This window comes from Amycolatopsis sp. WAC 01375, assembly GCF_003947325.1.
Taxonomy (GTDB): Bacteria; Actinomycetota; Actinomycetes; order Mycobacteriales; family Pseudonocardiaceae; genus Amycolatopsis.
Genome location: NZ_QHHW01000024.1, coordinates 73,821 through 98,341, shown reverse-complemented (window position 1 = coordinate 98,341; position 24,521 = coordinate 73,821). Strand labels below are relative to the sequence as shown.

Annotated in this window: 30 protein-coding genes; 22 read left to right on the top strand and 8 right to left on the bottom strand. The window is 69.3% G+C overall.

The window, feature by feature from the left end:
- Positions 1–17 precede the first annotated feature (17 nt).
- The gene (locus DL991_RS12610; RefSeq protein ID WP_125784215.1) at positions 18–1,121 is read left to right on the top strand and encodes an LLM class flavin-dependent oxidoreductase; all 1,104 of its coding nucleotides are present in this window, start codon (positions 18–20) and stop codon (positions 1,119–1,121) included.
- A 3-nt stretch (positions 1,122–1,124) separates the two neighbouring features.
- Here the strand turns inward: DL991_RS12610 and DL991_RS12605 are convergent, their stop codons facing one another.
- Entirely contained in the window at positions 1,125–1,892 is a 768-nt protein-coding gene (locus tag DL991_RS12605) for an IclR family transcriptional regulator (RefSeq protein WP_125784214.1), read from the bottom strand.
- 41 nt (positions 1,893–1,933) lie between these two features.
- Between DL991_RS12605 and DL991_RS12600 the strand changes: the two genes are divergently transcribed.
- Positions 1,934–2,836: an acetaldehyde dehydrogenase (acetylating) gene (locus DL991_RS12600; RefSeq protein ID WP_125784213.1), complete on the top strand. Its 903-nt coding sequence runs from the start codon at positions 1,934–1,936 to the stop codon at positions 2,834–2,836.
- Positions 2,833–3,867 (top strand): 4-hydroxy-2-oxovalerate aldolase, encoded by a 1,035-nt coding sequence (gene dmpG / locus DL991_RS12595; RefSeq protein ID WP_125784212.1) that lies wholly within the window; start codon positions 2,833–2,835, stop codon positions 3,865–3,867. Before DL991_RS12600 ends, dmpG begins: the two co-directional genes overlap by 4 nt.
- Here the strand turns inward: dmpG and DL991_RS12590 are convergent.
- Positions 3,858–4,451, bottom strand: a complete 594-nt coding sequence (locus DL991_RS12590; RefSeq protein WP_125784211.1) for a TetR/AcrR family transcriptional regulator — start codon at positions 4,449–4,451, stop codon at positions 3,858–3,860. The genes dmpG and DL991_RS12590 overlap by 10 nt on opposite strands.
- A 90-nt stretch (positions 4,452–4,541) precedes the next feature.
- On the opposite strand from DL991_RS12590, the gene DL991_RS12585 reads away from it, so the two are divergent.
- The 13 genes from DL991_RS12585 (at position 4,542) to DL991_RS12525 (ending at position 17,447) form a co-directional block, all read left to right on the top strand.
- Positions 4,542–5,462, top strand: coding sequence for an oxygenase MpaB family protein (locus DL991_RS12585; protein ID WP_125784210.1), 921 nt, complete (start codon positions 4,542–4,544; stop codon positions 5,460–5,462).
- A 194-nt stretch (positions 5,463–5,656) separates the two neighbouring features.
- The gene (locus DL991_RS12580; protein ID WP_125784209.1) at positions 5,657–6,682 is read left to right on the top strand and encodes an LLM class F420-dependent oxidoreductase; all 1,026 of its coding nucleotides are present in this window, start codon (positions 5,657–5,659) and stop codon (positions 6,680–6,682) included.
- Between the two features lie 373 nt (positions 6,683–7,055).
- Complete coding sequence (locus DL991_RS12575) at positions 7,056–9,071, top strand: neutral/alkaline ceramidase (protein ID WP_125784208.1); 2,016 nt, start codon at positions 7,056–7,058, stop codon at positions 9,069–9,071.
- A 17-nt stretch (positions 9,072–9,088) separates the two neighbouring features.
- Positions 9,089–10,048 carry a sphingomyelin phosphodiesterase gene (locus DL991_RS12570; RefSeq protein WP_125784207.1) on the top strand — a complete coding sequence of 320 codons (960 nt, stop codon included), beginning with the start codon at positions 9,089–9,091 and terminating at the stop codon, positions 10,046–10,048.
- A gap of 34 nt (positions 10,049–10,082) precedes the next feature.
- A complete protein-coding gene (locus DL991_RS12565; RefSeq protein ID WP_125784205.1) occupies positions 10,083–11,387 on the top strand; it encodes an MFS transporter in 1,305 nt (434 codons plus the stop codon).
- The gene (locus DL991_RS12560; RefSeq protein ID WP_125784203.1) at positions 11,384–12,784 is read left to right on the top strand and encodes an aminotransferase class V-fold PLP-dependent enzyme; all 1,401 of its coding nucleotides are present in this window, start codon (positions 11,384–11,386) and stop codon (positions 12,782–12,784) included. The genes DL991_RS12565 and DL991_RS12560 overlap by 4 nt, the downstream gene beginning before the upstream one ends.
- Positions 12,785–12,859: 75 nt before the next feature.
- Positions 12,860–13,291: an SRPBCC domain-containing protein gene (locus DL991_RS12555; RefSeq protein ID WP_125784201.1), complete on the top strand. Its 432-nt coding sequence runs from the start codon at positions 12,860–12,862 to the stop codon at positions 13,289–13,291.
- Positions 13,281–13,616, top strand: coding sequence for a helix-turn-helix transcriptional regulator (locus tag DL991_RS12550; protein ID WP_125784199.1), 336 nt, complete (start codon positions 13,281–13,283; stop codon positions 13,614–13,616). Before DL991_RS12555 ends, DL991_RS12550 begins: the two co-directional genes overlap by 11 nt.
- On the top strand, positions 13,613–14,062 hold the full coding sequence (locus DL991_RS12545) for an SRPBCC domain-containing protein (RefSeq protein WP_125784197.1): 450 nt from the start codon (positions 13,613–13,615) through the stop codon (positions 14,060–14,062). Before DL991_RS12550 ends, DL991_RS12545 begins: the two co-directional genes overlap by 4 nt.
- Positions 14,059–14,751: a DUF899 domain-containing protein gene (locus DL991_RS12540; protein WP_125784195.1), complete on the top strand. Its 693-nt coding sequence runs from the start codon at positions 14,059–14,061 to the stop codon at positions 14,749–14,751. The genes DL991_RS12545 and DL991_RS12540 overlap by 4 nt, the downstream gene beginning before the upstream one ends.
- Before the next feature lie 21 nt (positions 14,752–14,772).
- Entirely contained in the window at positions 14,773–16,194 is a 1,422-nt protein-coding gene (locus DL991_RS12535; RefSeq protein ID WP_125784193.1) for a class I adenylate-forming enzyme family protein, read from the top strand.
- A gap of 51 nt (positions 16,195–16,245) precedes the next feature.
- On the top strand, positions 16,246–17,097 hold the full coding sequence (locus DL991_RS12530) for an LLM class flavin-dependent oxidoreductase (RefSeq protein ID WP_125784191.1): 852 nt from the start codon (positions 16,246–16,248) through the stop codon (positions 17,095–17,097).
- Positions 17,098–17,150: 53 nt separating this feature from the next.
- Complete coding sequence (locus DL991_RS12525; RefSeq protein WP_125784189.1) at positions 17,151–17,447, top strand: hypothetical protein; 297 nt, start codon at positions 17,151–17,153, stop codon at positions 17,445–17,447.
- Positions 17,448–17,518: 71 nt separating this feature from the next.
- On the opposite strand, the gene DL991_RS12520 is transcribed toward DL991_RS12525, so the two are convergent.
- From DL991_RS12520 to mrf, 4 genes are read right to left on the bottom strand one after another with little or no spacing between them, the layout of a single operon-like run.
- Positions 17,519–18,616, bottom strand: a complete 1,098-nt coding sequence (locus DL991_RS12520) for a GTP-binding protein (protein ID WP_125784187.1) — start codon at positions 18,614–18,616, stop codon at positions 17,519–17,521.
- Positions 18,613–18,771: a 50S ribosomal protein L32 gene (gene rpmF, locus DL991_RS12515; protein WP_005149940.1), complete on the bottom strand. Its 159-nt coding sequence runs from the start codon at positions 18,769–18,771 to the stop codon at positions 18,613–18,615. Before rpmF ends, DL991_RS12520 begins: the two co-directional genes overlap by 4 nt.
- On the bottom strand, positions 18,771–19,028 hold the full coding sequence (locus DL991_RS12510) for a type B 50S ribosomal protein L31 (protein WP_125784185.1): 258 nt from the start codon (positions 19,026–19,028) through the stop codon (positions 18,771–18,773). The genes rpmF and DL991_RS12510 overlap by 1 nt, the downstream gene beginning before the upstream one ends.
- A complete protein-coding gene (mrf, locus tag DL991_RS12505; RefSeq protein WP_125784184.1) occupies positions 19,025–20,278 on the bottom strand; it encodes a ribosome hibernation factor-recruiting GTPase MRF in 1,254 nt (417 codons plus the stop codon). Before mrf ends, DL991_RS12510 begins: the two co-directional genes overlap by 4 nt.
- An 84-nt stretch (positions 20,279–20,362) precedes the next feature.
- On the opposite strand from mrf, the gene rpmB reads away from it, so the two are divergent.
- The 6 genes from rpmB to cobA all read left to right on the top strand — a co-directional run bounded on the left by rpmB (position 20,363) and on the right by cobA (position 23,060).
- Positions 20,363–20,599 (top strand): 50S ribosomal protein L28, encoded by a 237-nt coding sequence (gene rpmB, locus DL991_RS12500; RefSeq protein WP_020635051.1) that lies wholly within the window; start codon positions 20,363–20,365, stop codon positions 20,597–20,599.
- Complete coding sequence (gene rpmG / locus DL991_RS12495) at positions 20,599–20,766, top strand: 50S ribosomal protein L33 (RefSeq protein WP_005149953.1); 168 nt, start codon at positions 20,599–20,601, stop codon at positions 20,764–20,766. The genes rpmB and rpmG overlap by 1 nt, the downstream gene beginning before the upstream one ends.
- On the top strand, positions 20,766–21,071 hold the full coding sequence (gene rpsN / locus DL991_RS12490) for a 30S ribosomal protein S14 (RefSeq protein ID WP_125784181.1): 306 nt from the start codon (positions 20,766–20,768) through the stop codon (positions 21,069–21,071). Before rpmG ends, rpsN begins: the two co-directional genes overlap by 1 nt.
- Positions 21,068–21,316: a 30S ribosomal protein S18 gene (rpsR, locus tag DL991_RS12485; protein ID WP_125784179.1), complete on the top strand. Its 249-nt coding sequence runs from the start codon at positions 21,068–21,070 to the stop codon at positions 21,314–21,316. The genes rpsN and rpsR overlap by 4 nt, the downstream gene beginning before the upstream one ends.
- Before the next feature lie 64 nt (positions 21,317–21,380).
- Positions 21,381–21,788: an ankyrin repeat domain-containing protein gene (locus tag DL991_RS12480; protein ID WP_125784177.1), complete on the top strand. Its 408-nt coding sequence runs from the start codon at positions 21,381–21,383 to the stop codon at positions 21,786–21,788.
- Between the two features lie 54 nt (positions 21,789–21,842).
- Positions 21,843–23,060 carry a uroporphyrinogen-III C-methyltransferase gene (cobA, locus tag DL991_RS12475; RefSeq protein ID WP_125784175.1) on the top strand — a complete coding sequence of 406 codons (1,218 nt, stop codon included), beginning with the start codon at positions 21,843–21,845 and terminating at the stop codon, positions 23,058–23,060.
- Here the strand turns inward: cobA and DL991_RS12470 are convergent.
- The gene (locus DL991_RS12470; RefSeq protein ID WP_125784173.1) at positions 23,048–23,608 is read right to left on the bottom strand and encodes a GNAT family N-acetyltransferase; all 561 of its coding nucleotides are present in this window, start codon (positions 23,606–23,608) and stop codon (positions 23,048–23,050) included. The two genes, cobA and DL991_RS12470, sit on opposite strands and share 13 nt — an antisense overlap.
- Positions 23,598–24,485, bottom strand: coding sequence for an alpha/beta fold hydrolase (locus tag DL991_RS12465; RefSeq protein ID WP_199746668.1), 888 nt, complete (start codon positions 24,483–24,485; stop codon positions 23,598–23,600). The genes DL991_RS12470 and DL991_RS12465 overlap by 11 nt, the downstream gene beginning before the upstream one ends.
- Between the last annotated feature and the right edge of the window lie 36 nt (positions 24,486–24,521).

Here is a 24,521-nt window from a genome sequence, read left to right as displayed (position 1 = left end):
GGCCGAAGCTCGGAACCGTGACGCTCAAGCTGCATTGGTTCCTGCCCACCACCGGTGACGGCCGGACGATCGTGGAGCACTTCCACGCCAGCCGTGCCGCCGGGGCGTCCGCCGCCCGCGAGCCGAGCCTCGACTACCTCGCGCAGGTCGCCCGCGCCGCCGAGGCCAACGGTTTCGAAGGCGTGCTGACGCCGACCGGGACCTGGTGCGAGGACGCGTGGCTGACCACGGCCGCGCTCATCCGCGAGACGAGCACCCTCAAGTTCCTCGTCGCGTTCCGGCCAGGGACGGTCTCGCCGACGCTGGCCGCGCAGATGGCCGGAACGTTCCAGCGGATCTCGCGAGGACGTGTGCTGCTCAACGTCGTCACCGGCGGCGACGCGGTCGAACAGCGCCGGTTCGGTGACTGGCACGATCACGACCAGCGTTACGCCCGCACCGGCGAGTTCCTCGAGATCGTGCGCGGCGTGTGGAGCGGCAAGCCGTTCGACTACGCCGGCGAACATCTCAAGGTCGAGGGTGCGACCACCCGGGCGGCACCCGATCCGGTGCCGCCGATCTACTTCGGCGGCTCGTCCGCGGCCGCGCTCCCGGTCGCGGCGAGGCACGCCGACGTCTACCTGACCTGGGGTGAGCCGCCCGCGCAGGTCGCGGAAAAGATCGCCAAGGTCCGTGAACTCGCCGAGGAGCAGGGACGGAAGCTCCGGTTCGGCATCCGGCTGCACACCCTCTCGCGTGACACGTCAGCGGAAGCCTGGGCGGAGGCGGGAAAGCTGCTGGAGGCGATCGATCCCGAACGGATCGCCCATACGCAGAAACAGTTGTCCGCCAGCGAATCCGTGGGCCAGCAGCGGATGGCGGCACTGCACGGCGGGAAGACCGGCGGTGGCGTCCGCGGTCTGGAGATCCACCCGAACCTCTGGGCCGGCATCGGTCTGGTGCGCGGCGGCGCGGGCACCGCTCTCGTCGGCAGTCACGGTGAGGTCGCCGACCTCATCGAGGAGTACCACGCGCACGGTATCGAGGAGTTCGTCCTCTCCGGATACCCGCATCTGGAGGAGGCGTACTGGTTCGGCGAAGGCGTGCGGCCGGAACTGGTCCGGCGAGGGCTAGTCGCGTAGACCTCAGAGCGTGCGCGACAACGCCAAAGCGGCGGTCCGCACCGCGGGCGCGACCCGGTTGGTGTGCATGCGATTCGCCCAGCCGGAGATCGACAACGCCGCCACCGCCACACCGTGCGCGTCGAGCAGCGGGCTGGCCGCGCAGACGACACCGACCCCGGATTCCTCGCGCTCGAACGCGATTCCTTCGCCGTGGATCTTGGCGAGCTGACGGCGAAGCAAGCCGGCGGCGGTGATGGTCCGCACGCTGACGCGCGGCAACCCGGCGTCGATCACCTGTGTCACCACGGATTCCGGGGAGAACGCGAGGATCGCCTTGCCGACGCCGGTGGCGTGCGCGGGAAAGCGGCCGCCGATCCGGGACGGCAACGACGGTGCGTCCGGTCCCCGGAGGATGTCGAGGTAGACGACCTCGGTGCCTTCCAGGACAGCCAAGTGCACGGTGTTCCTGGTCGCCTCGCGGAGATCGGCGAGATACGGCCGCGCCGCCTCGACCAATCCACGGCGCCGCACCGCGAGCTGGCCTATCTCGAACAGCTTCAGCCCGAGCCGCAGTGTCGCGTCCTCGCGTTCGAGCAGGCCGGTCGCGACCAGATGCCCGGTGAGCCGGTGGACGGTCGACTTCGCCAGCCCGGTCCGCCGCGCCAGTTCGGAAACGCCGAGCGCGTCGTCGCCGGGACGGAAGGCCGACAGCAGCGCGGAGATCCGGGCGGCGACGAGGCCGTCCGCTCCGGTTCGTTCCGGGTCGTCGTTCCGCCCAGCGGCACGCATGGGTTGAGTGTGCCCTATCCGCTCGGGGAGCGTCACCTGACATGGCGCAACGGAAAGCGGTGGCCGCGATCGTCGGTCCCGGGAACATCGGCACCGACCTGCTCGCGAAGCTCAGGCGCAGCGACCACGTCGAGGTGCGGTACATGGTCGGCGTGGACCCGGACTCGGACGGGCTGGCCAAGGCCGCCGAGCTGGGGCTGGAGACCTCCGCCGGCGGCGTCGACTGGCTGCTGTCGCGCGACGAAATGCCGGACCTCGTCTTCGAAGCGACTTCGGCGAAGGCGCATCTGGCCAACGCGCCGCGCTACGCCACCGCCGGGATCCGTGCGATCGACCTGACCCCGGCCGCGGTCGGCCCGTTCACCTGCCCTGCCGTGGGCCTGCCCGAACGGCTGGACGTGCCGAACGTCAACCTCATCACCTGCGGCGGCCAGGCCACGATCCCGATCGTGCACGCGGTGTCGCGGGTGACGCCGGTGCCCTACGCCGAGATCGTCGCGTCCGTCTCCTCACGCTCCGCCGGGCCGGGCACCCGGGCGAACATCGACGAGTTCACCGCGACGACGGCGCGCGGGATCGAACTCGTCGGGGGAGCGAGCCGCGGCAAGGCGATCATCATCATCAATCCGGTCGAACCGCCGATGATCATGCGTGACACGGTGTTCTGCGCGATCGACCCGGACGCGGACTTCGACGCGGTGAGCGAATCCATCCACCGCATGGTCGAGACCGTCCAGGGTTACGTGCCGGGTTACACGCTCAAGGCGGATCCCCAATACGACCCTCCGCGGCCGGGCTGGAGCGGGCAGGCGCGGGTCGCGGTGTTCCTGGAGGTCGCCGGGAACGGGGACTTCCTGCCGAAATACGCCGGGAACCTCGACATCATGACGGCCGCGGCCGCCCGTGTCGGCGACCTTCTTGCCACTCAGGAGGTGGCGGCATGAGCTGGGACGACGTGAGCCGGGAAGTCCGGCTGGTCGACACGAGCCTGCGCGACGGCAGCCACGCGATGGCGCATCAGTTCACCGAGAAGAACGTGCGCGACACCGTCCGGGCGCTGGATGACGCCGGGGTCTCGCTGATCGAAGTCAGCCACGGCGACGGCCTCGGCGGCTCGACGTTCAACTACGGCTTTTCCCTTGTGGACGAACGGAAGCTGATCGAGGCTGCGGTCAACGAGGCACGGCACGCGAAGATCGCGGTGCTGCTGCTGCCCGGCCTCGGCACGGTCGGCGACCTGCGGGTGGCGGCCGACCTCGGCGCGGGCGCGGTCCGGATCGCGACCCATTGCACCGAGGCCGACGTGTCCGTCCAGCACTTCGGGGCGGCACGCGACCTCGGACTGGAGACGGTCGGTTTTCTGATGCTGTCCCATATGTCCACGCCCGAGGCGCTGGCGAAACAGGGCCGGATCATGGTCGACGCCGGGTGCCAGTGTGTCTACGTCGTCGACTCCGCCGGGGCGCTGATCCTGGAGGACGCGGGTGAACGCGTCGCCGCGCTGGTGGCGGAATTCGGGGACGAGGCGCAGGTCGGTTATCACGGACACCAGAACCTCAGCTTCGGCGTCGCGAACTCGGTCCTCGCCTACCGGGCGGGTGCGCGGCAGATCGACGGTTCGCTCGTGGCGCTCGGGGCCGGCGCGGGCAACTCGCCGACCGAGGTCCTCGCGGCGACGTTCGAGCGGCTCGGGATCCGCACGGGCGTCGACAAGGACGTGCTGATGGCCGCGGCCGAAAACGTCGTGAAGCCCTACATCACGCGGCTCCCGGTGATGGACCGCTCGTCGATCGTGCAGGGATTCGCCGGGGTGTACTCGAGTTTCCTCCTGCACGCGGAGCGCGCCGCCGAGCGCTACGACGTCCCTGCGCACGAAATCCTCTACCGCGTCGGGGCCGCGAAATACGTGGGCGGTCAGGAGGACATGATCATCGACATCGCCCTGCAGCTGGTCGCCGAACGCGGTCAGGGCTGACGGTCGGCGCCGAGTACGAGGCGGACGCAATGGTCGATCAGGCGCTCGCGGCTCACCTTGAGCGAGCCGTCGAGGTAGGCGATGAACACGTTGCTCAGCGCGCCGACCAGCCCGATCGACGTCATCTGCCGCTCGGCCGCGTCACCGTGGGACAGCTGCCCGCTGACCAGCTCTGCGAAGGAGGGGAGGAGCGCGATCCCGCGTGTGGTCAGCGCGGGATCGGTGATCGGCGCGAGCAGGAGCACGCGGCCTTTGCGCGGATCGTCGAGCATCAATTCGACGAAGGCGCGGACGGCGGCCTTCGCCCGTTCGGCGGGTTCAGCTGTGTCGCTGACGGCGTCGACGAGCGCCTGTCGTGCCTGCTCGCCGATGTGCTCGTAGACCTCGACGACCAGTTCTTCGCGGTCGGTGAAGCTCTCGTAGAAGTACCGCTCCGTCAGCTTGGCGTGGCGGCACACCGCGCGGACGCTCACCCCGGCGCTGCCCTGGGTCCCGAGCAGGTCGAGACCCGCGTCGACGAGTTGTTCCCGTCGCGCGGCCTTGCGGTCGTCCAGGGTCGTGCCTGCCCAGCTCCGGCCGGCCATGATCGGCTCCTCTTGTTGACTACGGCCGTTGTCAACTTTAACCTGACAACAGTTGTGGTCAATTTAACCAGCTCAGTGAGGAGACCGGGGATGACACAACCGCGGCCGCTCGGACCGGATTCGCTGACCTGGAAGTACTTCGGCGACTGGCGTGGGCTGCTCATCGCGCTCTGGGCCGGATCCATGCAGAACATGCACCCCGAGCTGGGCGCGGGCGTCGAGGAGCATTCGCGGTTCTTCGAGGAGCGCTGGCAACGGCTGTTCCGCTCGCTGTACCCGATCGGGGGAGTGATCTACGACGGCCCGCGCGCCCGGCAGACCGCATTGGAAGTGCGCGGTTACCACGATCGGATCAAGGGCGTCGACAAACACGGGCGGCGCTATCACGCGCTCGACCCGGACACCTTCTACTGGGCGCATTCGACGTTCTTCGTGAGTGCGATCCTCATCGCCGACAACTTCTGCGGCGGGATCGGCGAGGCCGAGAAGCGGAAGCTGTTCGACGAGCACGTCCAGTGGTACGAGATGTACGGCATGAGCATGCGCCCGGTGCCGGAGTCGTGGGAGGACTTCCAGCTGTATTGGAAGCGCATGTGCGAGGACGTCCTGGAGGACAACAAGGCGACTCGCGATGTCCTCGAGATCCAGGACATCGCCAAACCGCATTTCCTGCCCTGGCTGCCGGACTTCGCCTGGAACCTCGTCCGCGGGCAGGTGGCGCGGAACTTCGTCTGGCTCACGGTCGGGCTGTACGACCGGCCGATCCGCGAGCGCCTCGGCTACACCTGGACCGAACGTGACGAGCGAAGGCATCGTCGGGTCGGGAAGCTGATCAATGCGGCGTTCAAACTGGTGCCGCGAGACCGCCGCTACCACCCGCGTGCCAGGGCGGGCTGGCGTCGGGAGCGTGGCGAACTGGCCCCGGACGCGCCGTTGGTCGAGACTCCCGCGAGGAACCTTCCGCCGCTTTCGGAGCGGGGCAAACCCGAGCACTACTCACCGAACGTCTGACGAGGAGCCTCGATGAAGCTTGGCGAGTGGTCATCGGCCGAAGGCGTCGGCTCGCGCCGCCGCGGTCCGATGCCCCCAATGTGGCATTGGGGACACTGAGCGTCTCCAATGCCACATTGGGGGCCTGCCTGGGGCCCGACAAGAGCCACTCACGACCACTCCTTCCTGCAACGGACACTGACTAGGGAGCCTCGATGAAGCTGGGTTACCACCTCGGTTACTGGTCCTCCGGCCCGCCGGAGGGCGCGCTGGACGCGGTCTTGCGGGCCGAAGAACTCGGCTTCGATTCCGTGTGGACCGCCGAGAGTTACGGCTCGGACGCGTTCACCCCGCTCGCCTGGTGGGGCGCGTCGACCAGCCGGATCAAGCTCGGCACCAACATCGTCCAGATGTCGGCGCGCACCCCGACCGCGACGGCCATGCACGCGCTGACCCTGGACCACCTGTCCGGCGGGCGGTTCGTGCTCGGGCTCGGCGCGTCCGGGCCGCAGGTGGTCGAAGGCTGGTACGGGCAGCCGTATCCGAAGCCGCTGGCCCGCACCCGCGAGTACGTCGACATCGTGCGGAAGGTCGTCGCGCGCGAGGCGCCGGTGACCCACGACGGGCAGCACTTCCAGTTGCCGCTGCAAGGCGGGACCGGGCTCGGCAAACCGCTGAAGTCCACAGTGCACCCGTTCCGCAAGGAGATCCCGATCTTTCTCGCCGCGGAGGGGCCGAAGAACGTGGCGCTGTCGGCGGAGATCTGCGACGGCTGGCTCCCGTTGTTCTTCTCGCCGAAGACCGACGCCTTCTATCGGACGGCGCTGCAGGAGGGTTTCTCGCGTCCCGGCGCCCGGCACGGTTTCGACGATTTCGAGGTCGCCGCGTCCGTCCCGGTACTCGTCCACGACGACGTCGAGGAGGCCGCGAGCTGGATCAAACCGTCGCTCGCGCTGTACATCGGCGGCATGGGCGCGAAATCGGTCAACTTCCACCACGACGTCTTCGCCCGGATGGGGTACGAGGACGTCGCGGACAAGGTCCAGGAGCTGTACCTGGCAGGCCGCAAGGACGAGGCGACCGCCGCGATCCCGACGTCGCTCGTGGAGGACACCTCGCTGATCGGGCCGGCGGAGAAGATCCGCGACGAACTCGCCGCGTGGGAGGAGACCGTGGTGACCACGCTGCTGCTGCGGGGCGATGCCGCCACGCTCACGAAGGTCGCGGAGTCTCTTTCATAGGTCGCGGCTTACGAGACTTGGCCGGCTCGGCACCAGTGCCCTCTTGAGTACATGAAGGACCCCTTCCTTGCGCCTGGCGCAAGGAAGGGGTCCTTCATGTACTCGGCAAGGTGTGAAGGTCGAGTTTCCTCGGCTGAGCCGAGGGAAGGGGGCCTCGCGTGACTGCGTGGACGGCACGTGTGATCGGACGGACGACACGCGTGATCAGATGGACGTCATGGCCGATCCTGCGGCCGCGATCGTCGCGTGCGATGCGGGGAGAGGCCCGCCCCTCGGTCTCGGCCGTTCGTGGGTTGCGACAGTGAGGCCCATCACGTAGCGTCCCGCCACGAACATGAAGTCGGTTCATGTTCGTGGCCGGGAGGTGCGACTCATGACGGTGAGCCGGAGGCGGATTCTGGCGGGCGCTGCGGCGTTGCCGGTCGCGGCGAGCGTGCTCGGCACGCGGAGCGCCGAAGCCGCGCCGCGGCAGGGTTTCCGTGTCGGCGTCGGCATCTCCGACGTCACCGGCCCGGCGGCCGAGAACGGCATGATGGGCTACTCGATGCCGCAGCAGCAGACCGCGGGCATCCACCTCCGCACCCGGGCGCGGGCCTTCGTGGTCGACGACGGCGCCAAGCGGATCGCCTTCGTCACCGCAGACCTCGGCGCGCTGTTCCAGTCCGTCCACCAAGGCGTGATGCGCAAGCTCCAGTCGGCGTACGGCGACCTGTACACCGAGCAGAACGTGCTGCTCAACGCCACGCACACCCATTCCGCGTGCGGCGGGGATTCCCATTACGCCGCTTACGATCTGGCGATCCTCGGCTTCCAGCAACAGGTGTACGACGCGCACGTCGACGGGATCTTCGAGGCGATCAGCCGGGCGCACGCGAACCTCGCGCCCGGATCGATCCGGCTCGGGCGCGCGGAGCTGACCAAGGCGAGCGTCAACCGCTCCCGCAAGGCCTTCGACCTGAACCCGAAGGCGGACAAGGACCACTTCCCGCAGGCGATCGACCCGGCCGTCACGGTGCTTCGGTTCAGCCAGAACGGCGTCGACGTCGGCGCGATCAGCTGGTTCGCCACGCACGGTACGTCGATGAGCAACGGCAACCACCTGATCAGCGGCGACAACAAGGGTTACGCCGCCTACGAATGGGAGCACGACCACGCCGGCGTGCGCTATCTCGACGGGAACCCGCGGTTCATCGCCGCGTTCCCGCAGACCAACACCGGCGACATGAGCCCGAACCTCAACCTCGAACCCGGCACGCCCGAAACCGAGTTCGAGAACACCCGCACCATCGGCGACCTCCAGTTCCGCGCGGCCAAGAGCGCTTTCGACGCGGCCGCCGAAGCCGTGACCGGGGGTGTCGACCACCGGATGTGCTACGTGGACATGTCCGACGTCGCCGTCGACGCGAAGTACACGCCGAACGGTCGGCCCCAGCGCACCTGCACGGCCGCGATCGGCGTGTCGATGCTGGCGGGAAGCCGCGAGGATGGCCCAGGCCTGCCGCTCCCGGAAGGCGTGAAGAACCCGTTCATCGACTGGCTCGGCGGCATCGACGCGCCGATCCCGCAGGCGCTCGCCGACGCGCACGCGCCGAAGGTGATCGCGGTGCCGTTCGGCGCGATGAAGCCGTATCCGTGGACGCCGGAGGTCCTGCCGCTGCAGATCGTCCGGATCGGACAGCTGCACCTCGTGGCCGTGCCCGCCGAGCTGACCATCGTCGCCGGGCTGCGCCTGCGCCGGACCGTCGCCGCCGAATTCGGTGTCCCGCTGGAGAACGTGCTCGTCCAGGGTTATGCGAACGCGTACAGCCAGTACGTCACTACGCCCGAGGAGTACGACTCGCAGCAGTACGAAGGCGCGTCGACCCTGTACGGCCGCTACACCCTTCCGGCATACCAGCAGGAATTCGCCAAGCTCGCGGCCGCGATGAAGGCGGGGGCGACGGTCTCGCACGGGCCGACGCCGCGGGATCTGCGCGGCAAGCTGATCAACTTCCAGCCCGGGGTCGTGTTCGACAGCGCGCCCGCGTTCAAGGGCTTCGGCGACGTCCTGGTCGACGCGAAGAGCACCTACGCGCGCGGTGAACAGGTCGCGGTCGAGTTCGTCACCGGGCATCCGAAGAACGACCTGCGGCGCGGTGGCACGTTCCTGGAGATCCAGCGGCTGGTCGACGGCAAGTGGATCAGGCACGCCGACGACGGCGACTGGGACACGAAGTACCACTGGGCGCGGACCTTCGTCGCCGAATCGAAAGCCGTCGTCCACTGGAAGATCCCCGCGAACGCCCCGATCGGCAAATATCGCGTGGTCCACTTCGGCAACTGGAAGAACGGCTGGAACGGGGCGATCTCCGCGTTCAGCGGAACCTCGCGGACGTTCGTCGTCTCCTGACCCAGGAAGGAACCCACGTGCGGAAGCTCGCCGTAGTCGCCATCGCCGCCGCGATGTTCGCCGGAACCGCCGTACCCGCACAAGCCGCGGTCTCGGTGAAGGTCATGGCGTTCAACATCTGGCAGCTGCCCTGGATCGCCAGCCCGAACACTTCGGACAAACAGGCCAGGGCTCGCGCGGCGGAGGACGTCATCCGCGCGAACGACGCCGACGTCGTCGTCCTGGACGAGGCTTTCAGCGCCCAGGCGGAGGAACTGCGGAACCGGCTGAAGGACGTCTGGCCGCACCAGACCCCGCTCGTCGGCCAGTACTGCGGCACCTCGCCGGGCTGGACCACGGTGAACGGGAACTGCTCGAATTCCCCCATCGTGGTCAACGGCGGGGTCACCGTGCTCAGCAAGGCGCCGGTGACCGAGCAACATCAGCTGGTCTTCCGCAATTCGTACTCCGGCACCGCCGATTACCTGTCCAACAAGGGCGCCGCGCTCGCCCGGCTGGTCGTCAACGGGAAGCCGCTCTGGATCGCGGGCACCCACATGCAGGCCGACGAGGGGCCGGAGACGCTGCCGAAGGCGCACGACATCCGGATGGCGCAGCTCGGCGAGATCCGGGATCTGGTCACGAAATACGCGCCCGCGGCCGAGCCGGTCGTCGTCGCCGGCGACCTGAACATCGAGTACTGGGCCGGGCAGACGCGCAAGGATTCGCTCGGCCGGACGCAGGTCCAGCAGGGCGAAGCCTTCCTCGGCGGCATCCTGCGCACAACGGGCGAAGGCTCGTACACCTTCGACGCGGCCACGAACCCGAACGCGGCGAAGTCCGTTCCGGTGACCTACCGCGACTCGCTGGACTACGTCGGCGCCGTGCGCGCGGGCGGCCGTCCACTCGCCGCTGTCGGCCCGGTACAGCTCGTGCATTACGACGGTGGCACGATTCCCTCCGACCACTACCCGGTGGTGGCCAAGATCCAATACTGAGGCCTTCATCGGGAGAATCGCCTCGAGGAGGATCATGGCATCGCTGCCAGCACGGACGAGGTACCGCTACTCGCTCGGCTCGTTCGTCACCGGCGCTTTCGGCACCGTCCCCGGCCTGCTCCTCCTCAAGTACCTCACCGACACGATGGGCGTCGCGGCGGGCGTGGCCGGTCTGATCGTGTTCGTTCCCAAGGCGTGGGACGTGCTCTTCAACCCGATCGCGGGAAGGCTGTCGGACGCGGACATGGTCCGCACCGGCAGCCGGCGCCGGTTCCTGCTCTACGGCGGCATCGGCGTCTCGATTCTCTTCGCGGCCCTGTTCGCGCACCCGGGCCTCGGTGGCCCGGTACCCGACGCGATCTACGTGATCGTCGTGTTCCTGTTGTGCGCCACCGCGTACGCGTTCTTCCAGGTGCCGTTCAACGCGCTGCCCGCCGAGCTGACGGACTCGGCCGAAGAGCGCACGAAGCTGACCAGCGTCCGGATCGGTTTCCTCGCGGTCGCCATCCTGGTCTCCGGCGGTGGCGCGCCCGCGATCACCGAGCTCATCGGCGGTGTCGCCGGTTACCGCGTCATGGGCCTGTTCATCGCCGTGGTCATCCTGCTCGCGACACTCGGCGTGTACTTCGGGCTGAAGGGCGCTCCGGTAGGCGCGCTGCGGCCCAACACGGTGAGCCCGCGTGAACTGCTCCGGACGCTCGCGCAGTGGCGGCCGTTCCGCTGGCTGCTCGGGGTGTACTTCATCCAGGCGCTCGGCATCGGCACGGTGCTGGCCGCGATCCCGTACTTCGCGGAGCGGATCCTCGGCAGCTCGGGCTATTCGACGGTCCTGTTCGTCGGTTTCGTCGGCCCGGCACTGCTCACGATGCCGCTGTGGCCCCGACTCGGGGCGAGCGTCGGGAAGCTGGCCGGGTTCCGGATCGCCACCGCCGCGTTCGGCATCGGCCTGCTCGGGCTCCTCGGCGCCGAGGTGTTCCCGTTCGCCGTCACGATGGTGTTCGTCGCCTTCTGCGGTGTCGGCTACGCGGGGATTTCGGTGTTCCCGCTGGCGATCCTGCCGGACCTGATCAGCGACGAGGAGGAGCGGACCGGTGAGACCAGGGCCGGGGTCGCGGCCGGCGTCTGGACGGCGTCGGAGACGTTGGGGCTCGCGCTCGGGCCGGGCCTGTGGGGACTCGTGCTGCAGTTCGGCGGATACCAGTCCAGCCTCGACGCCAAGGCCGCGCAGCCGGACAGCGCGCTCACGGCGATCCTCTTCGGCGCGTCGATCCTCCCGGCCGTGCTGATCGTGCTGGGTATCCCGTTGCTGCGCCGGTCGGTGTTGGAGCGCCGGTCGTGACCGCCGAGGACGTCCTGCAGGAGCTCCGGGAACTGCGTGCGGGCGACCTGCCGACGCACGGAGGCCGGACGCTCGCGTATGTCTACGACAGCGGTCTGTCCGAAGTGGACGAACTCGGTGCGGCGGCGCACGCGCTGGCCTCGTCGGCCAACGGGCTGGATCCGACCGCTTTCCCCAGCCTTCTGCGGATGGAGAACGACCTCGTCGGCGCCGCCGCACGCCTGCTGGGCGGCACGGCGGAGACGGTCGGTTCGGTGACCTCAGGCGGCACGGAGTCGTGCATGCTCGCGGTCCTGGCCGCCCGCGACGCGCGTCCGGACGTGGCTTCGCCGAGCATCGTGCTGCCCACGACCGCGCATGCCGCGTTCCACAAGGCGGCGCATTTCTTCGGTGTCCGCGTGGTTTCGGTGCCGGTCGACCCGGTGACCTTCCGTGCCGTTCCCGAGGCGATGGCCGCCGCCGTCGACGACAGCACGGTCCTCGTCGTCGCGAGCGCTCCGTCGTACGCCCACGGCGTCCTGGATCCGATCCCGGAGATCGCCGCCCTGCTCGACGGCGTCCGGTTCCACGTCGACGCCTGCATCGGCGGCTGGGTGCTGCCGTACCTGGGGCTCGGCCCGTTCGGGTTCGACGTTCCCGGCGTCACCAGTGTCTCTGTCGATCTGCACAAATATGCCTACTGCCCGAAAGGCGTGTCGGTTCTCTTGCACGCCAACGCCGACCTGCGCCGGCCGCAGTACTTCGCCAGCGCCGACTGGCCCGGCTACACGATGCTGAACACGACGCTGCAGAGCACGCGGTCCGGTGGCCCGCTCGCCGCGGCGTGGGCGGTCGTGCGCCACGTCGGCGACGAGGGATACGCGAAGCTGGCTTCGGCGGCACGCGACGCGGCCGTGGAGATCCGCGCCGGGATCGAGACGCTCGATGGGTTGCGGGTCCTCGGTGATCCGGTGTCGACCCTGCTCGCGTTCACCGTGGCGGACGGCGCCGGGTTCGACCTGTTCACCGTCGCGGACGAAATGCGGGAGCGCGGCTGGTACGTCCAGCCGCAGTTCGCCCACGAGTCGTCGCCCGCGAATCTGCACCTGACCGTGACGGCCGCGAACCGGGGGAGCGAGAAGGACTTCTTGGCCGACCTTGGCGCCGCGGTCGTGGCCGCCCGTGAGGCCGGGCCGGTCGTCGTCGACCCGCGGGTGGCCGAGTTCGTCGCCGCGCTGGACCCCGCGACGTTGACGCCGGATCAGTTCGCCGGGCTGCTGGCGGCCGCGGGTCTCGGCGGCGACGCGGGTCTGCCCACCCGGATGGCGGACATCAACGCCTTGCTGGCCACCGCTCCCGGCCCGTTACGCGAGCGGCTGTTGCTGGAGTTCCTCGGCGCGCTGTACACGGCTTCCTGATCCGCCCTTGACGCAATCGCCCGGTTGCTATACAAAGTTATAGCAACCGATTGATTGCTACTTGAGGAGGCTGTCGTGGGATTCCCCGACCGGATCGAACGCACCGTCGAAATCGCCCATCCGCCCGCGAAGGTCTGGGCCGCGCTGACCACGGCCGAGGGGCTGGGCACCTGGTTCGGGAACCAGGCGAGCATCGACCTGCGCCCCGGTGGTGAGGCCGAGATGAAATGGGACGAGGGGCACAAGGCGGAAATGCGCGTCGAGCGCGTCGAAGAGCCGGAGATTTTCGGCTTCACCTGGAACATCTACGGTCTCCCCGACGACGACCCTCGCCGCACCTACGTCGAGTTCACCCTCGAACCGGCCGGTGCCGGTACCCGGCTCACCGTCGTCGAGTCCGGCTTTTCCCAGCTGCCGGAAGACGCTCACCGTGTCGCGTTCGAAGGGAACACGAAGGGGTGGGCGGCCGAACTGGGTGAACTGATCGAATACCTCGATGCCGTCTGACACCGAAGCGATCGCCGAACAGGTCTTCGTCGCACTGGCCGACCCGAGCAGGCGGAGCATTCTCGCCGTCCTCGCTTCGGGCGGCCCGGCCACGGCGACCGACCTCGCCGACCGGCTGCCGATCACGCGGCAGGCCATCGCCAAGCACCTCGCGCTGCTCACCGACGCCGGGCTGGTGATCCCGGAGCAGGGGGAGCGGCGCCGCGTCCGCTATCGGCTGCACTCGGCGCCGATGCAGGTCGCCCAGCAATTCCTCGCCGCGCTCGCCCGCGATTGGGACGGGCCGCTCGCGGCACTCAAAGACCATTTGGAGGGAACATCATGAGCTTTACGACGAGTTTCACCGTGGACCAGACGCCGCGACAGGTCTTCGACGCCTTCAACGACGTCCGCGGGTGGTGGTCGGAGGAGGTCGTGCACTCCGGCGACGAGTTCGAGTACCACTACGAGGAGCTCCACCGCTGCCGGATGCGGATCACCGAGTCCGTGCCGGGCCGCAAGGTGTCCTGGCTGGTCCTCGAGAACCACTTCGACTTCACCCGCGACAAGACGGAATGGGTCGGCACCACGATCACGTTCGAGATCGCAGAGAAGGACGGCAAGACCGAAGCGCGTTTCACCCACCACGGGCTGGTCCCGGAGTACGAATGCTTCGACGTCTGCCACAAGGCATGGACCTTCTACGTCGGCACCAGCCTGCGCGAGCTGATCACGACCGGCGAGGGGCAGCCGAACCGGCGAAGCGTCCTGCCCGCGGAGCTGGCGGGATGAACATCGTCTCGCCGGCGGAATGGGAAGAGGCGCGGCTTCGTCTGCTGGTGAAGGAAAAGGAGCTGACCCGCGCCCGTGACGCACTGGCGGCCGAGCGGCGGCGCATGCCGTGGGTCGCGATCGAGAAGCAGTACGAGTTCGACGGTCCGTCCGGGACGGCGAACCTGCTCGATCTCTTCGAAGGACGACGCCAGCTGATCGTCTACCGGGCCTTCTTCGATCCCGGGGTGGAGGGTTTTCCTGACCACGCGTGCAAAGGCTGCTCACTGATCGCCGACCAGGTCGCGCATATCGCGCACCTGAACGCCCGCGACACCACCTTGGCCTTCGCCTCGCGGGGCACGCAACCGGACATCGCCCGGCTGAAGGCGCGGATGGGCTGGACGATGCCGTGGTACACGATCACCGGCGACTTCGACGTCGACTTCGGGGTCGGCGAATGGCACGGCACCAACGCCTTCATCCGCGAAGGCGACCAGGTGTTCCGCACGTACTTCGTCGACGCCCGCGGCGACGAAGCGATGGGTGGCACGTGGAGCTACCTCGACATCACCGCGCTGGGGCGGCAGGAGGAGTGGGAGGACTCGCCGGAGGGCTATCCGCAGACGCCGCCTTACGAGTGGTGGAACTGGCACGACGCATACGAGGACTCCGCTTCGTCCGGCGGCGGGTGCTGCTCGGGGTCTTGACCCTGGGTTAGGGTCCGGCCGGTGGAGAGTCTGTTCCTGACCCGGGTGCTGGACGCGCTGCGTTCCGGGGGCGACGAGGTGCTGTTCAGCCAGGACGGCCTGGAGACGGGCTACGGGCACGCGCTCGACTTGGTACGCCGGATGTACGCGGGACTGCCGGAGCACGGGGTGGTCGCCATCGACGCCGGCAACCGGCCGGAAACCGTCCTCCTGCAGATCGCCGCGCAGCTGCGGGGTTCGACCGTGCTGCTCGTCGCGGCGTCGGCGAGTTCGCCGGATCGCCTCGCCGCGGTCGAGGCGGCCGGGGTCACGATCCTGGTGACCGAGCAGCCGTCGGACTGGCCCGCCGGCGACGCGCGGGTGACCACGCTCGACGAGCTGGTGGACCGCGAAGGTACCGATCCGGCGGAGCTGCCGGAGTCGGTCACCGCCATCTTTCCCACCGGAGGTACCACCGGGGCGCCGAAACTCATCCGGCACAGCGGGATCTACGACGGGATGGCGCATATCTTCGCGCCGGATCCGGCGGCGCCGGGACGCACGCTGCTGATCGCGCCGATGACGCATATGACCGGCAACGCCACCGTGCTCGGCGCGATCCTGCGGCGGGAAAGTGTCGTGCTGCTGCGGGGCTTCGACGCGGGCACGGTGCTGGACGCGATCGCGGAGCACCGGATCACCACGTTGTCCCTCACTCCCGCGCGCCTGGCCGCGGTGCTCGACCATCCGGCCATGACGTCGACCGACGTCAGCAGTGTGCGGCAGCTTTCGCTGGGTGCCGCCCCGCTTCCGCCGAGACGGCTGGCTCAGGCGCTCGAGGTGTTCGGGCCCGTCGTCGGACAGGGATACGGGCTCACCGAGGCGCCGATGATCGCGAGCATCTCCGCGGCGGAACTCGGCGGGCGGCCGGAGCGGCTCGAGTCCGTGGGCCGGATCGTGCCGGGCATGGAGGCCAGGATCGACGACGGTGAGGTCCTGGTGCGCGGACTGGCCATGATGGTCGGTTACCACGGGTCGGCGCCGATCGGGGACGGCTGGCTGCGGACCGGTGACCTCGGGCGGTTCGACGAGGAGGGATACCTCTACCTGCTGGACCGGGCGAACGACGTCATCGTCACCGGCGAGCACGGCACCAAGGTGTACTCGACCGTGGTCGAGAACGCGCTCGCGCGGCATCCGCTGATCCGGTCCGTGGCCGTGTTCGGTGTGCCGGGCGACGGAGGCGAGGGCGAGCGGGTCCACGCCGTGGTGGTGCCGGTCGCTTCAGGAGCGCTGTCGGCCGAAGAAGTCCGGGCAGAGGCCAGGGAGTTCTTCGGGCGGGAGCATTTCGTACCGTCCGATGTGGACTTCGCCGACACACTGCCACTGACGGCGATCGGCAAGGTCGACAAGCGGGCGCTCCGCGAGCCGTTCTGGGCCGGGCACCGCCGCCACATCGCCTGACCGTGATGAGCGCCTTGACCTCCAGTCAAGTGGAGGTCGCACGATGGGCCCATGAAACTGGGTGTGATCCTCCCGGCCGACGATCTCCGTGTCTCCGCCCGGCAGGCCGAGGACGCGGGCCTCGACAGTGTGTTCCTCGGCGATCACCTGATGACCGGACGTCCTTCGCTGGACAGCACGGTCGGGCTGGCGGTCGCCGCCGCGGTCACGACCCGGATCCGGATCGGGCTGAGCGTGTTCGTCCCGGCGATGCGGCCGTTGGCGTGGGCGGCCAAGCAGATCGCCTCGTTGCAGCAGGTGTCGGGCGAACGGCTCATCCTCGGCATCGGCTCGGGCGGGGGAGAGGCCCAGTTCGCGGCGGCCGGGGTGTCGTTCGCCGAACGCGGCCCGCGCACCGACCAGGCGCTCCGCCTGCTGCCGGGCCTGCTGGCGGGCAAAGAGGTGCGGATCGGCGACGCCGTCGTCGAACTGGCGCCGCCGGTGGCGGTCCCGCCGATCTGGGTCGGCAACCGGGGCAGGCTCGTGCTCCAGCGGGTCGCCGAACACGGCACCGGGTGGTTCCCCTCCCTCCTGTCGCCCGAAGCCGTCGCCGCCGGACGGCGACGGCTGATCGATCTCGGCGTCGCGGATCCGGTGATCGCGGTCGGCGCCACCGGCACGCTGGGCGGGGACGCCGACCTGCCGCCGGTGGAGGACCTGGCGAAAGGGATCGGAGACGCCTACGGGATGCCGCTCGACCAGGCGATCTCCCTGCCGCTGACCGGTTCCGCCGAGGCCGTCGCCGAACGGCTGTCGGCCTACGGTGAGGCAGGAGCGGCCCACGTCGTCGTCGGGCTGGCGGGCCCGCGCTGGGCAGACCAGGTGCGGACACTCGGTCGGGTGAGAGCGCTGCTGGGCCGGTAGCCCGGTGCTACGGTCCGCCTGATCAGGCATTTTCGATCAGGAAGGACCCGATCATGACCGCCGCCCACACCGAACACGCCGGCCATACGCACGCACACGGTGAAGGCTGCGGCCACGTCGCCGTACCGCACGGCGACCACGTCGACTACGTGCACGACGGTCACCTGCACCGCCCGCATGACGGGCATTTCGACGAGTGCGAGACCGGCGACCACATCCCGCACCAGGGTCACGACCACGCACACGGTGAGGGCTGCGGTCACGTCGCGGTGCCGCACGGCGACCATGTCGACTACCTGCACGACGGCCACCGGCACGCCGCGCACGGGGACCACTACGACGACCATTGAGCGTGCCGGTCGTGAGTGGTGAGTGGCGTTCCAACGTCACTCACCACTCACGACCACCCTGACCCGCCACCTCAGTGGACGTGCACCGCTTCCCACTCCGGAAACGGATCCGCGCCGGCCGAACCGGTGCACAGGCAGGACCGGAGCGAGTCCAGCAGGGCGTCCTCCTCCAGCCCCACCCCGATGAACACGAGTTCCTGCCGCGGCGCCTCCTCGACACCCTGCGGCTCGAACCGGGCGACCGACCCGGCCTGCGACCACAATCCGGTCACCCCTGGCCGTGACGCCAGCGAGAAGAACCCCTTCGACCGCAGGACCGTCCCGAACTCCCCGGAATCGAGCCTGCCGACGAAGTCCCACAGCCGTTCCGGATCGAACGCCCGCCCGGCACGGAAGACCACGCTCGAGATCCCGTACTCCTCCGTCTCCGGAACGTGATCGCCGTTGAGTTCGGCCACCCAGCCGGGCGCTTCCTGCGCCCGCTCGACGTCGTAGCGCCCGGTGCCGAGCAGCCGGTCGAGAGGGACCCGGCCGTGTGTCGAGACGACGACCTCGGCGGCCGGGTTGAGCCGCCGCAGCACCGCCGTCAGCCGGTCGAGTGAGCAGGCCGGGACCAGATCCGCCTTGTTCAGCAAGAGGACGTCCGCGAATTCGATCTGGTCCATCAGCAGGTCGCTGACCGTCCGCTCGTCCCCGTCGTACTGGTCCAGCCCGCGTTCGGTCAGTGCGTCGCCCGCCGCGAGTTCCCGCTCGAAGTTCACCGCGTCGACCACGGTCACCATCGTGTCGAGCCGCGCGGAGTCCAGCAGGGTGGTGCCGTCCTCACGCGCGAACGAGAACGTCGCCGCCACCGGCATCGGCTCGGAGATCCCGCTCGATTCGATGAGCAAGTAGTCGAACCGGCCGTCCTCGCACAGCCGCGAGACCTCTTCCAGCAGGTCGTCGCGCAGGGTGCAGCAGATGCACCCGTTGGTCATCTCGACGAGTCGTTCCTCGGTGCGGGACAGGCTGTTCCCGTCCCGCACCAGCGCGGCGTCGATGTTGACCTCGCTCATGTCGTTGACGATCACCGCCACCCGCAGCCCGTCGCGGTTGGCGAGGACGTGGTTGAGCACGGTCGTCTTGCCCGCGCCGAGGAAGCCGGACAGCACCGTGACCGGCGTCGTCATTCCCCACCCTGATGGAAATGCTTCATCAGCTTGCGCGGTACGAGTTTCGTCTCGCCGTTCACCTTGATCGGCACCAGATCGGGCACGGCCGCCTTCCACTGCGAACGCCGGGACCGGGTGTTGCTGCGCGACATCTTCCGCTTCGGGACGGCCATTACTTCGACCCTCCGCGCCGTCCGTAGCGGCGGTGGAACTTCTCCACCTGGCCCGCGGTGTCCATGATCCGCTGGTTGCCGGTCCAGAACGGATGCGACCACGAGCTGATCTCGACGTTCACCACCGGATAGGTGTTGCCGTCGCTCCACTCGATGGTCTGCTCCGAGGTGGCGGTGGACCGCGTCAGGAAGGCGTCCCCGGTGGAGAGGTCCTTGAACACCACAGGGTGGTAGTCGGGGTGGATTCCCGGTTTCACTGCGTTTCGTCCTTTCGGTTCGACACGTTCACGTCGTGCTTCTCAGGGTCGGTTTCCGTGTCCTCACACGGTTCTTCGTGCCACTCGCCGAACGGATCGGGATAGCTGAGCCATTCCTGCTCCCCGGCGGCGAGCTCCTCTTCGGTCAGCAACGCCCCGTTCAGGGCGGACTCGATCTCCTCGGGGGTGGCCTGATCGGTGACGACGACCAGTTCCTGCGCGCGGTCGCCGAACAGCGGGTCCCAGCGCAGGGAGGCGAGGGTGCGCCGCTCGGGGGAGACGTCCGCCCAGTCCGGTCCGCCGGGGGCGGCGAGCCACGCCCCGGCGTGCCCGATACCGAGACCGCCGCCCGCGGACTCGATCCACAGCGCCATGTCCGGCTGGCTCGCCACCCAGAGCCGTCCCCGGGTGCGGACGACGCCGTCGAGCAGGACGTCGATCGCGTCGTGGAGGCGTTCCGGGTGGAACGGGCGCTGCGAGGTGAAGGTGAGCAGCCCGATGCCGCAGTCGGTGTGCAACGGCGGCTCGCCGCGCAGCAGGGGTCCGTGCATGTCGGTGACCTCGCCGCGCCGGGCGTCGGAGGGGACGGCGTCGAGCACGGTCTTGCCGTCCACAGTGGACAGCTCGACGCGTGGGATCGACGGCGCGACCCGGTCGAGCACGGCCGAGGCCTTCGCCGCGGACCAGGCGTCCGTTGCCGCTCCGGCGAGGACCAGCAGGTCGGCGAACTCGACCTGGGAGAGCGCGACCTGGGCGACGGTGCGCTCGTCCTCGGGGCTGGCCCGCAGGTTCCGTTCGGCCAGCGTGTCGTCGCCGGTGCTGTCGGCCAGCCAGCCCGTGCAGTCGACGACGGTCAGCACGGCCCGGAGATCGACGTCTTCGATCACCGGCCGTTCGCCGACCAGGACGTTGTGCAGCGCCCAGCTGACCGGCTCGGGTTCCATGGCCTCGTCGAGCCGCACCACGATGCGCCGCACCTGGGGCATCTGAGAGAGCTTGCGCAGCAACGGCAGCAGGTCTTCGCGCAACGTGCACGAGACGCAGCCGTGCGCGAGTTCGAGGACGGTCAGCTGGTCGCGGTCACCGAGCCGGATCCGCCGCTTGACCACGCCGGAGTGAATCTGCCTGAGGTCGTGGTGCACGACGGCGGTGCCGGGTTCGGCGAGGCGCAGCCGCTCGGCGAGGTCGGCGTTCGGTCCCGGTGCGAGGCCACTGATCAGGACGAGGGGCACGCGGGGGTTGTCGGTCACTGAAGCTCCGGGGCGTCGAGGGCGTTCTGGTTCGGCTGTGTAGAGTAAATGAAAACGACAACCGATATCAACTTGGGAGGGTATATGTCCGCCGTGTGCCAGGTCACCGGCCGCAAACCGGGTTACGGGAAGCAGGTGTCGCATTCGCATCGGCGCACGTCCCGGCGCTGGGAGCCGAACCTGCAGGCCAAGCGGTACTTCGTGCCGAGCGAAGGACGCTGGGTCCGGCTACGGGTCTCGGTGAAGGGCATGAAGACCATCGACAAGCGGGGGATCGAGGCCGTCGTCGCCGGGCTCCGCGCGAAAGGGGTGAAGCTCTGATGGCCAAGAGCACCGACATCCGGCCGATCATCAAGCTCCGCTCGACCGCCGGCACCGGCTACACCTACGTCACCAAGAAGAACCGCCGAAACGACCCGGACCGCATGGTGCTGCGCAAATACGACCCGGTCGCGCGCAAGCACGTCGAGTTCAAGGAGGAGCGCTGATGGCCAAGAAGTCGAAGATCGCCAAGAACGACCAGCGCAAGGTGATCGCCGCGCGCTACGTCGAACGCCGTCGCGAGCTGAAGGCCACCATCGCCTCGCCCTCCGCGTCGCCCGAGGAGAAGGCGGCGGCCGTGTCGGCCCTGCAGGCGATGCCGCGCGACGCCAGCGCGACCCGGATCCGCAATCGTGACACCGCCGACGGCCGCCCGCGCGGCTACCTGCGGAAATTCGGGCTCTCGCGGGTCCGGATGCGGCAGATGGCGCACAACGGCGAACTGCCCGGCGTCACGAAGTCGAGCTGGTGAGCGCGATGGGCAAGCCGAACCGCGACCGACCCTTCAAACGCAAGACGAACCTGTTGCGCGCCAACAAGATCACCGAGGTCGACTGGAAGGACGTCGATCTGCTGCGGAAGTTCATCTCCGACCGCGGCAAGATCCGCGCCCGGCGCGTCACCGGGCTGACCCCGCAGCAGCAGAAGCAGGTCGCCACGGCGATCAAGAACGCCCGCGAGATGGCGTTGCTGCCCTACCCCAACGCGGGGCGCTGACACCGCCGGTCCGGGCGGTGCGACACACCGCCCGGACCGCGACCGCTGTGGGAGAATCGGGCCCATGACGGAGAACCCCGGACAGGCCGAGGAATTCGATCCCGAACTGCTGGAGCTGTGGGCGAAGGTCTTCGGCTTCGCCCGTTCGGGCGCGGCCGCGGAGCTCGCCGCGTACGTCGACGCGGGCGTTTCGGCGAACCTGACCAACGACCGGGGCGACACACTGGTCATGCTCGCCGCCTACCACGGTCACGCGGACACCGTCGCGGCCCTGATCGAACGCGGCGCCGATCCGAACCGCGAGAACGACCGCGGCCAGAGCCCGCTGGCCGGCGCGGTCTTCAAGAACGAACCCGAGGTCGTGAAGGCCCTCCTCAAGGGGGGCGCGGACGCGACGGCGGGGGAGCCGTCGGCGATCGACGCGGCCAGGATGTTCGGCAACGCCGAGCTGCTCGAGCTGCTCCAGGGCTGAGGCGGTCCTCACTCGGATCGCGGTCCGGGCCACTGAATCCTTACACTGCCCCGCATGGATGACCCGCATTACCTCTCCGGCCTCGACCTGGCCGGCCGTCGTGTCGTGATGATCGGTGGCGGGACGGTCGCCCAGCGCCGTCTGCCGCGGTTGATCGGCGCCGGCGCGCGGGTCGAACTGGTCTCACCGCACACCACGCCGTCGGTGAGCGCCATGGCCGACGCCGGGGAGATCGTCTGGCATGAGCGCCGCTACACCGACGGAGACCTCGCCGACGCCTGGTACGCGCTGGCGTGCACGAACGACCCCGAGGTCAACGCCGCCGTCTGCGCCGAGGCCGAACGCGCGCGGGTGTTCTGCGTCCGCGCCGACGACGGAGACCTCGGCAGCGCGGTCACCCCGGCTTCCGGCAGGCACGGCGGCCTGCTGGTCGGCGTTCTTTCCGGTGGTGAGCCGCTGCGGTCGGCCACCGTGCGGGACAGCGTCCTCGACGGCCTCCGCGCCGGCACCGTCGCCGACGGCCGCGTGCCGGACGCCCACGACGAGCTGCCCGGCGTCGCCCTCGTGGGCGGCGGCCCCGGCGACCCGGAACTGATCACCGTCCGCGGCCGCCGTCTCCTCGCCAGGGCCGACGTCGTCGTCGCCGACAGGCTGGCGCCGCGCGAACTGCTCGACGAACTCGCGCCCCACGTCGAGATCGTCGACGCCGCGAAGATCCCGTACGGCCGCGCCGCCAGCCAGGACGTGATCAACTCCACGCTGATCGACCGGGCCAAGGCCGGCAAGTTCGTCGTGCGGCTCAAGGGCGGCGACCCGTACCTTTTCGGCCGCGGCTTCGAAGAGGTCCTCGCCTGCGCCGAAGCGGGTATCCCGGTGACGATGGTCCCCGGCATCACCAGCGCGTTCTCCGTCCCCGCCGCGGCGGACGTCCCGGTGACCCACCGCGGTGTCGCGCACGAGGTCGTGGTGGTGTCCGGCCACGTCGCACCGGACGACGAGAAGTCGCTGGTGGACTGGGATCTGCTGGCGAAGATGCGCGGCACGATCGTGCTGATGATGGGCGTCGAGCGGCTCCCGCAGTTCGCGAAGGCGCTCCAGGCGGGGCGGCCGGGCGACACGCCGGTGGCGATCGTCGAGGACGGCACCATGCGCACGCAGCGGGTAATTCGCTCCACTTTGGACAAGGTGGTCGACGACGCCGCCACGGCCGGAGTGCGGCCACCCGCGGTGATCGTGTTCGGCCCGGTGGCGGGCCTGGCTCAACCCTCGTAATCATCCTTCGAGACGTAGAACCAGTCGGTCCCGTCGTCGCCGGGCGAGTCGAGGTGCGCGGCCCGGACCAGGCCCGCTCGCAGCGCCACCCGCCGCGACGCGACGTTCTCCGGCCGGACACGGGCGATCACGAGGTCGTCCGGCCGGTGGACGCGGGCCCAGTCCACCGCCGCGGCGGCGGCCTCACTGGCGTATCCGGCACCCCAGGAGAAAGGGAAGAACCGGTAGAAGAGGTTCAGGACCGCCTGGTGCCTGAAGCCGACGATCTTCACCCCGCAGAACCCCAGCACCTCCGGTGACCCGTGCGACCGGACCGTCCAGTACCCGAAGCCGTACCGGTTCCACTGGTGCGACCAGCGGAGTAGCAGCAGTTCCGCGTCTTTATGCGTCTCCAGCATGTCCGAGGGGTTGTGCGCGCAGGCCTCCGGATCGGTGTGGAGGGCGAAGATCGCGTCCAGGTCTCCGGGGCCGGGACGGCTCAGGAGCAGGCGTGCGGTCCGCAACTCCTCTACACCCGTGTCCCGGGTCGGCGCCGGATCAGCGGTCATGGCAGCGCGCCGAGAAGTCGGCGATGGCCTCGGTCAGGCGGGTCGGGTCGAAGCGCAGTTCGACCGGGCTGCGGGCCTGGACGAACTCGGCCGCCGGCATGTCCGCGGCCAGCGTGTCGGCGTCGCCGAACGGGTGGATCGGATCGCGCTCGTGCCCGATGACCAGGGCCGGGGTCTCGATCTTCCGCCGGATCGACTTGGGCGGCGCGATCCGGCCGAACAACACGCCGTGCAGGAGCGCGGCCATCGGCGCGGGCTCCTGGGACAGCGTGTCGGTGACGACGTCGACCCACTGGTTGCCGTGCGGCACGAGTTTCGCCGCCAGCGCCACCCCCTGCACCGTCACCGGCAGGAACCGGGCCGCCATGAGCAGCGGCGCGAACGTGATCAGCCCCGCGACGATCGCGTTGTCCAGCACGGGCATCTCGACGACCAGCCCCAGCGCGCGGTCCGGCGCGGCGACGCCCACTTCGAGCGCGACGTTGGCGCCCAGCGACGTACCGCCGATGACGGCGGCGTCGATCTCCAGGTGGTCGAGCAGCGCGACGGTCTGCTCCGCGAACGCGGGCATCGAGTACAGCCACGAGTCGGTGGGCCGGTCCGAGTCCCCGTGACCGAGCAGGTCGAGCGTCACCGCCCGGAACCCGGCTCGCGCCAGCTTACGGGCGAGCGGGGCGTGCATCCGCCTGGTCAGCATGATGCCGTGGGTGAGCACGACGACCCGGTCACCGGAGCCGAACTCGGTGTAGGCGAGCCGGTGACCCTCATGGGTGAAGGATCCCGACAGTTCGATCGGCCGGGAGGAGCGTTCGCGTCCGCGCGCGGTGCTGGGCGCGGGCAGGTCGGCGACCGCGGTGGCGCTGCTGGCCGGGCTCATGTCCCACCGTCCTTCGTCGATCGTCGGTACTCACCG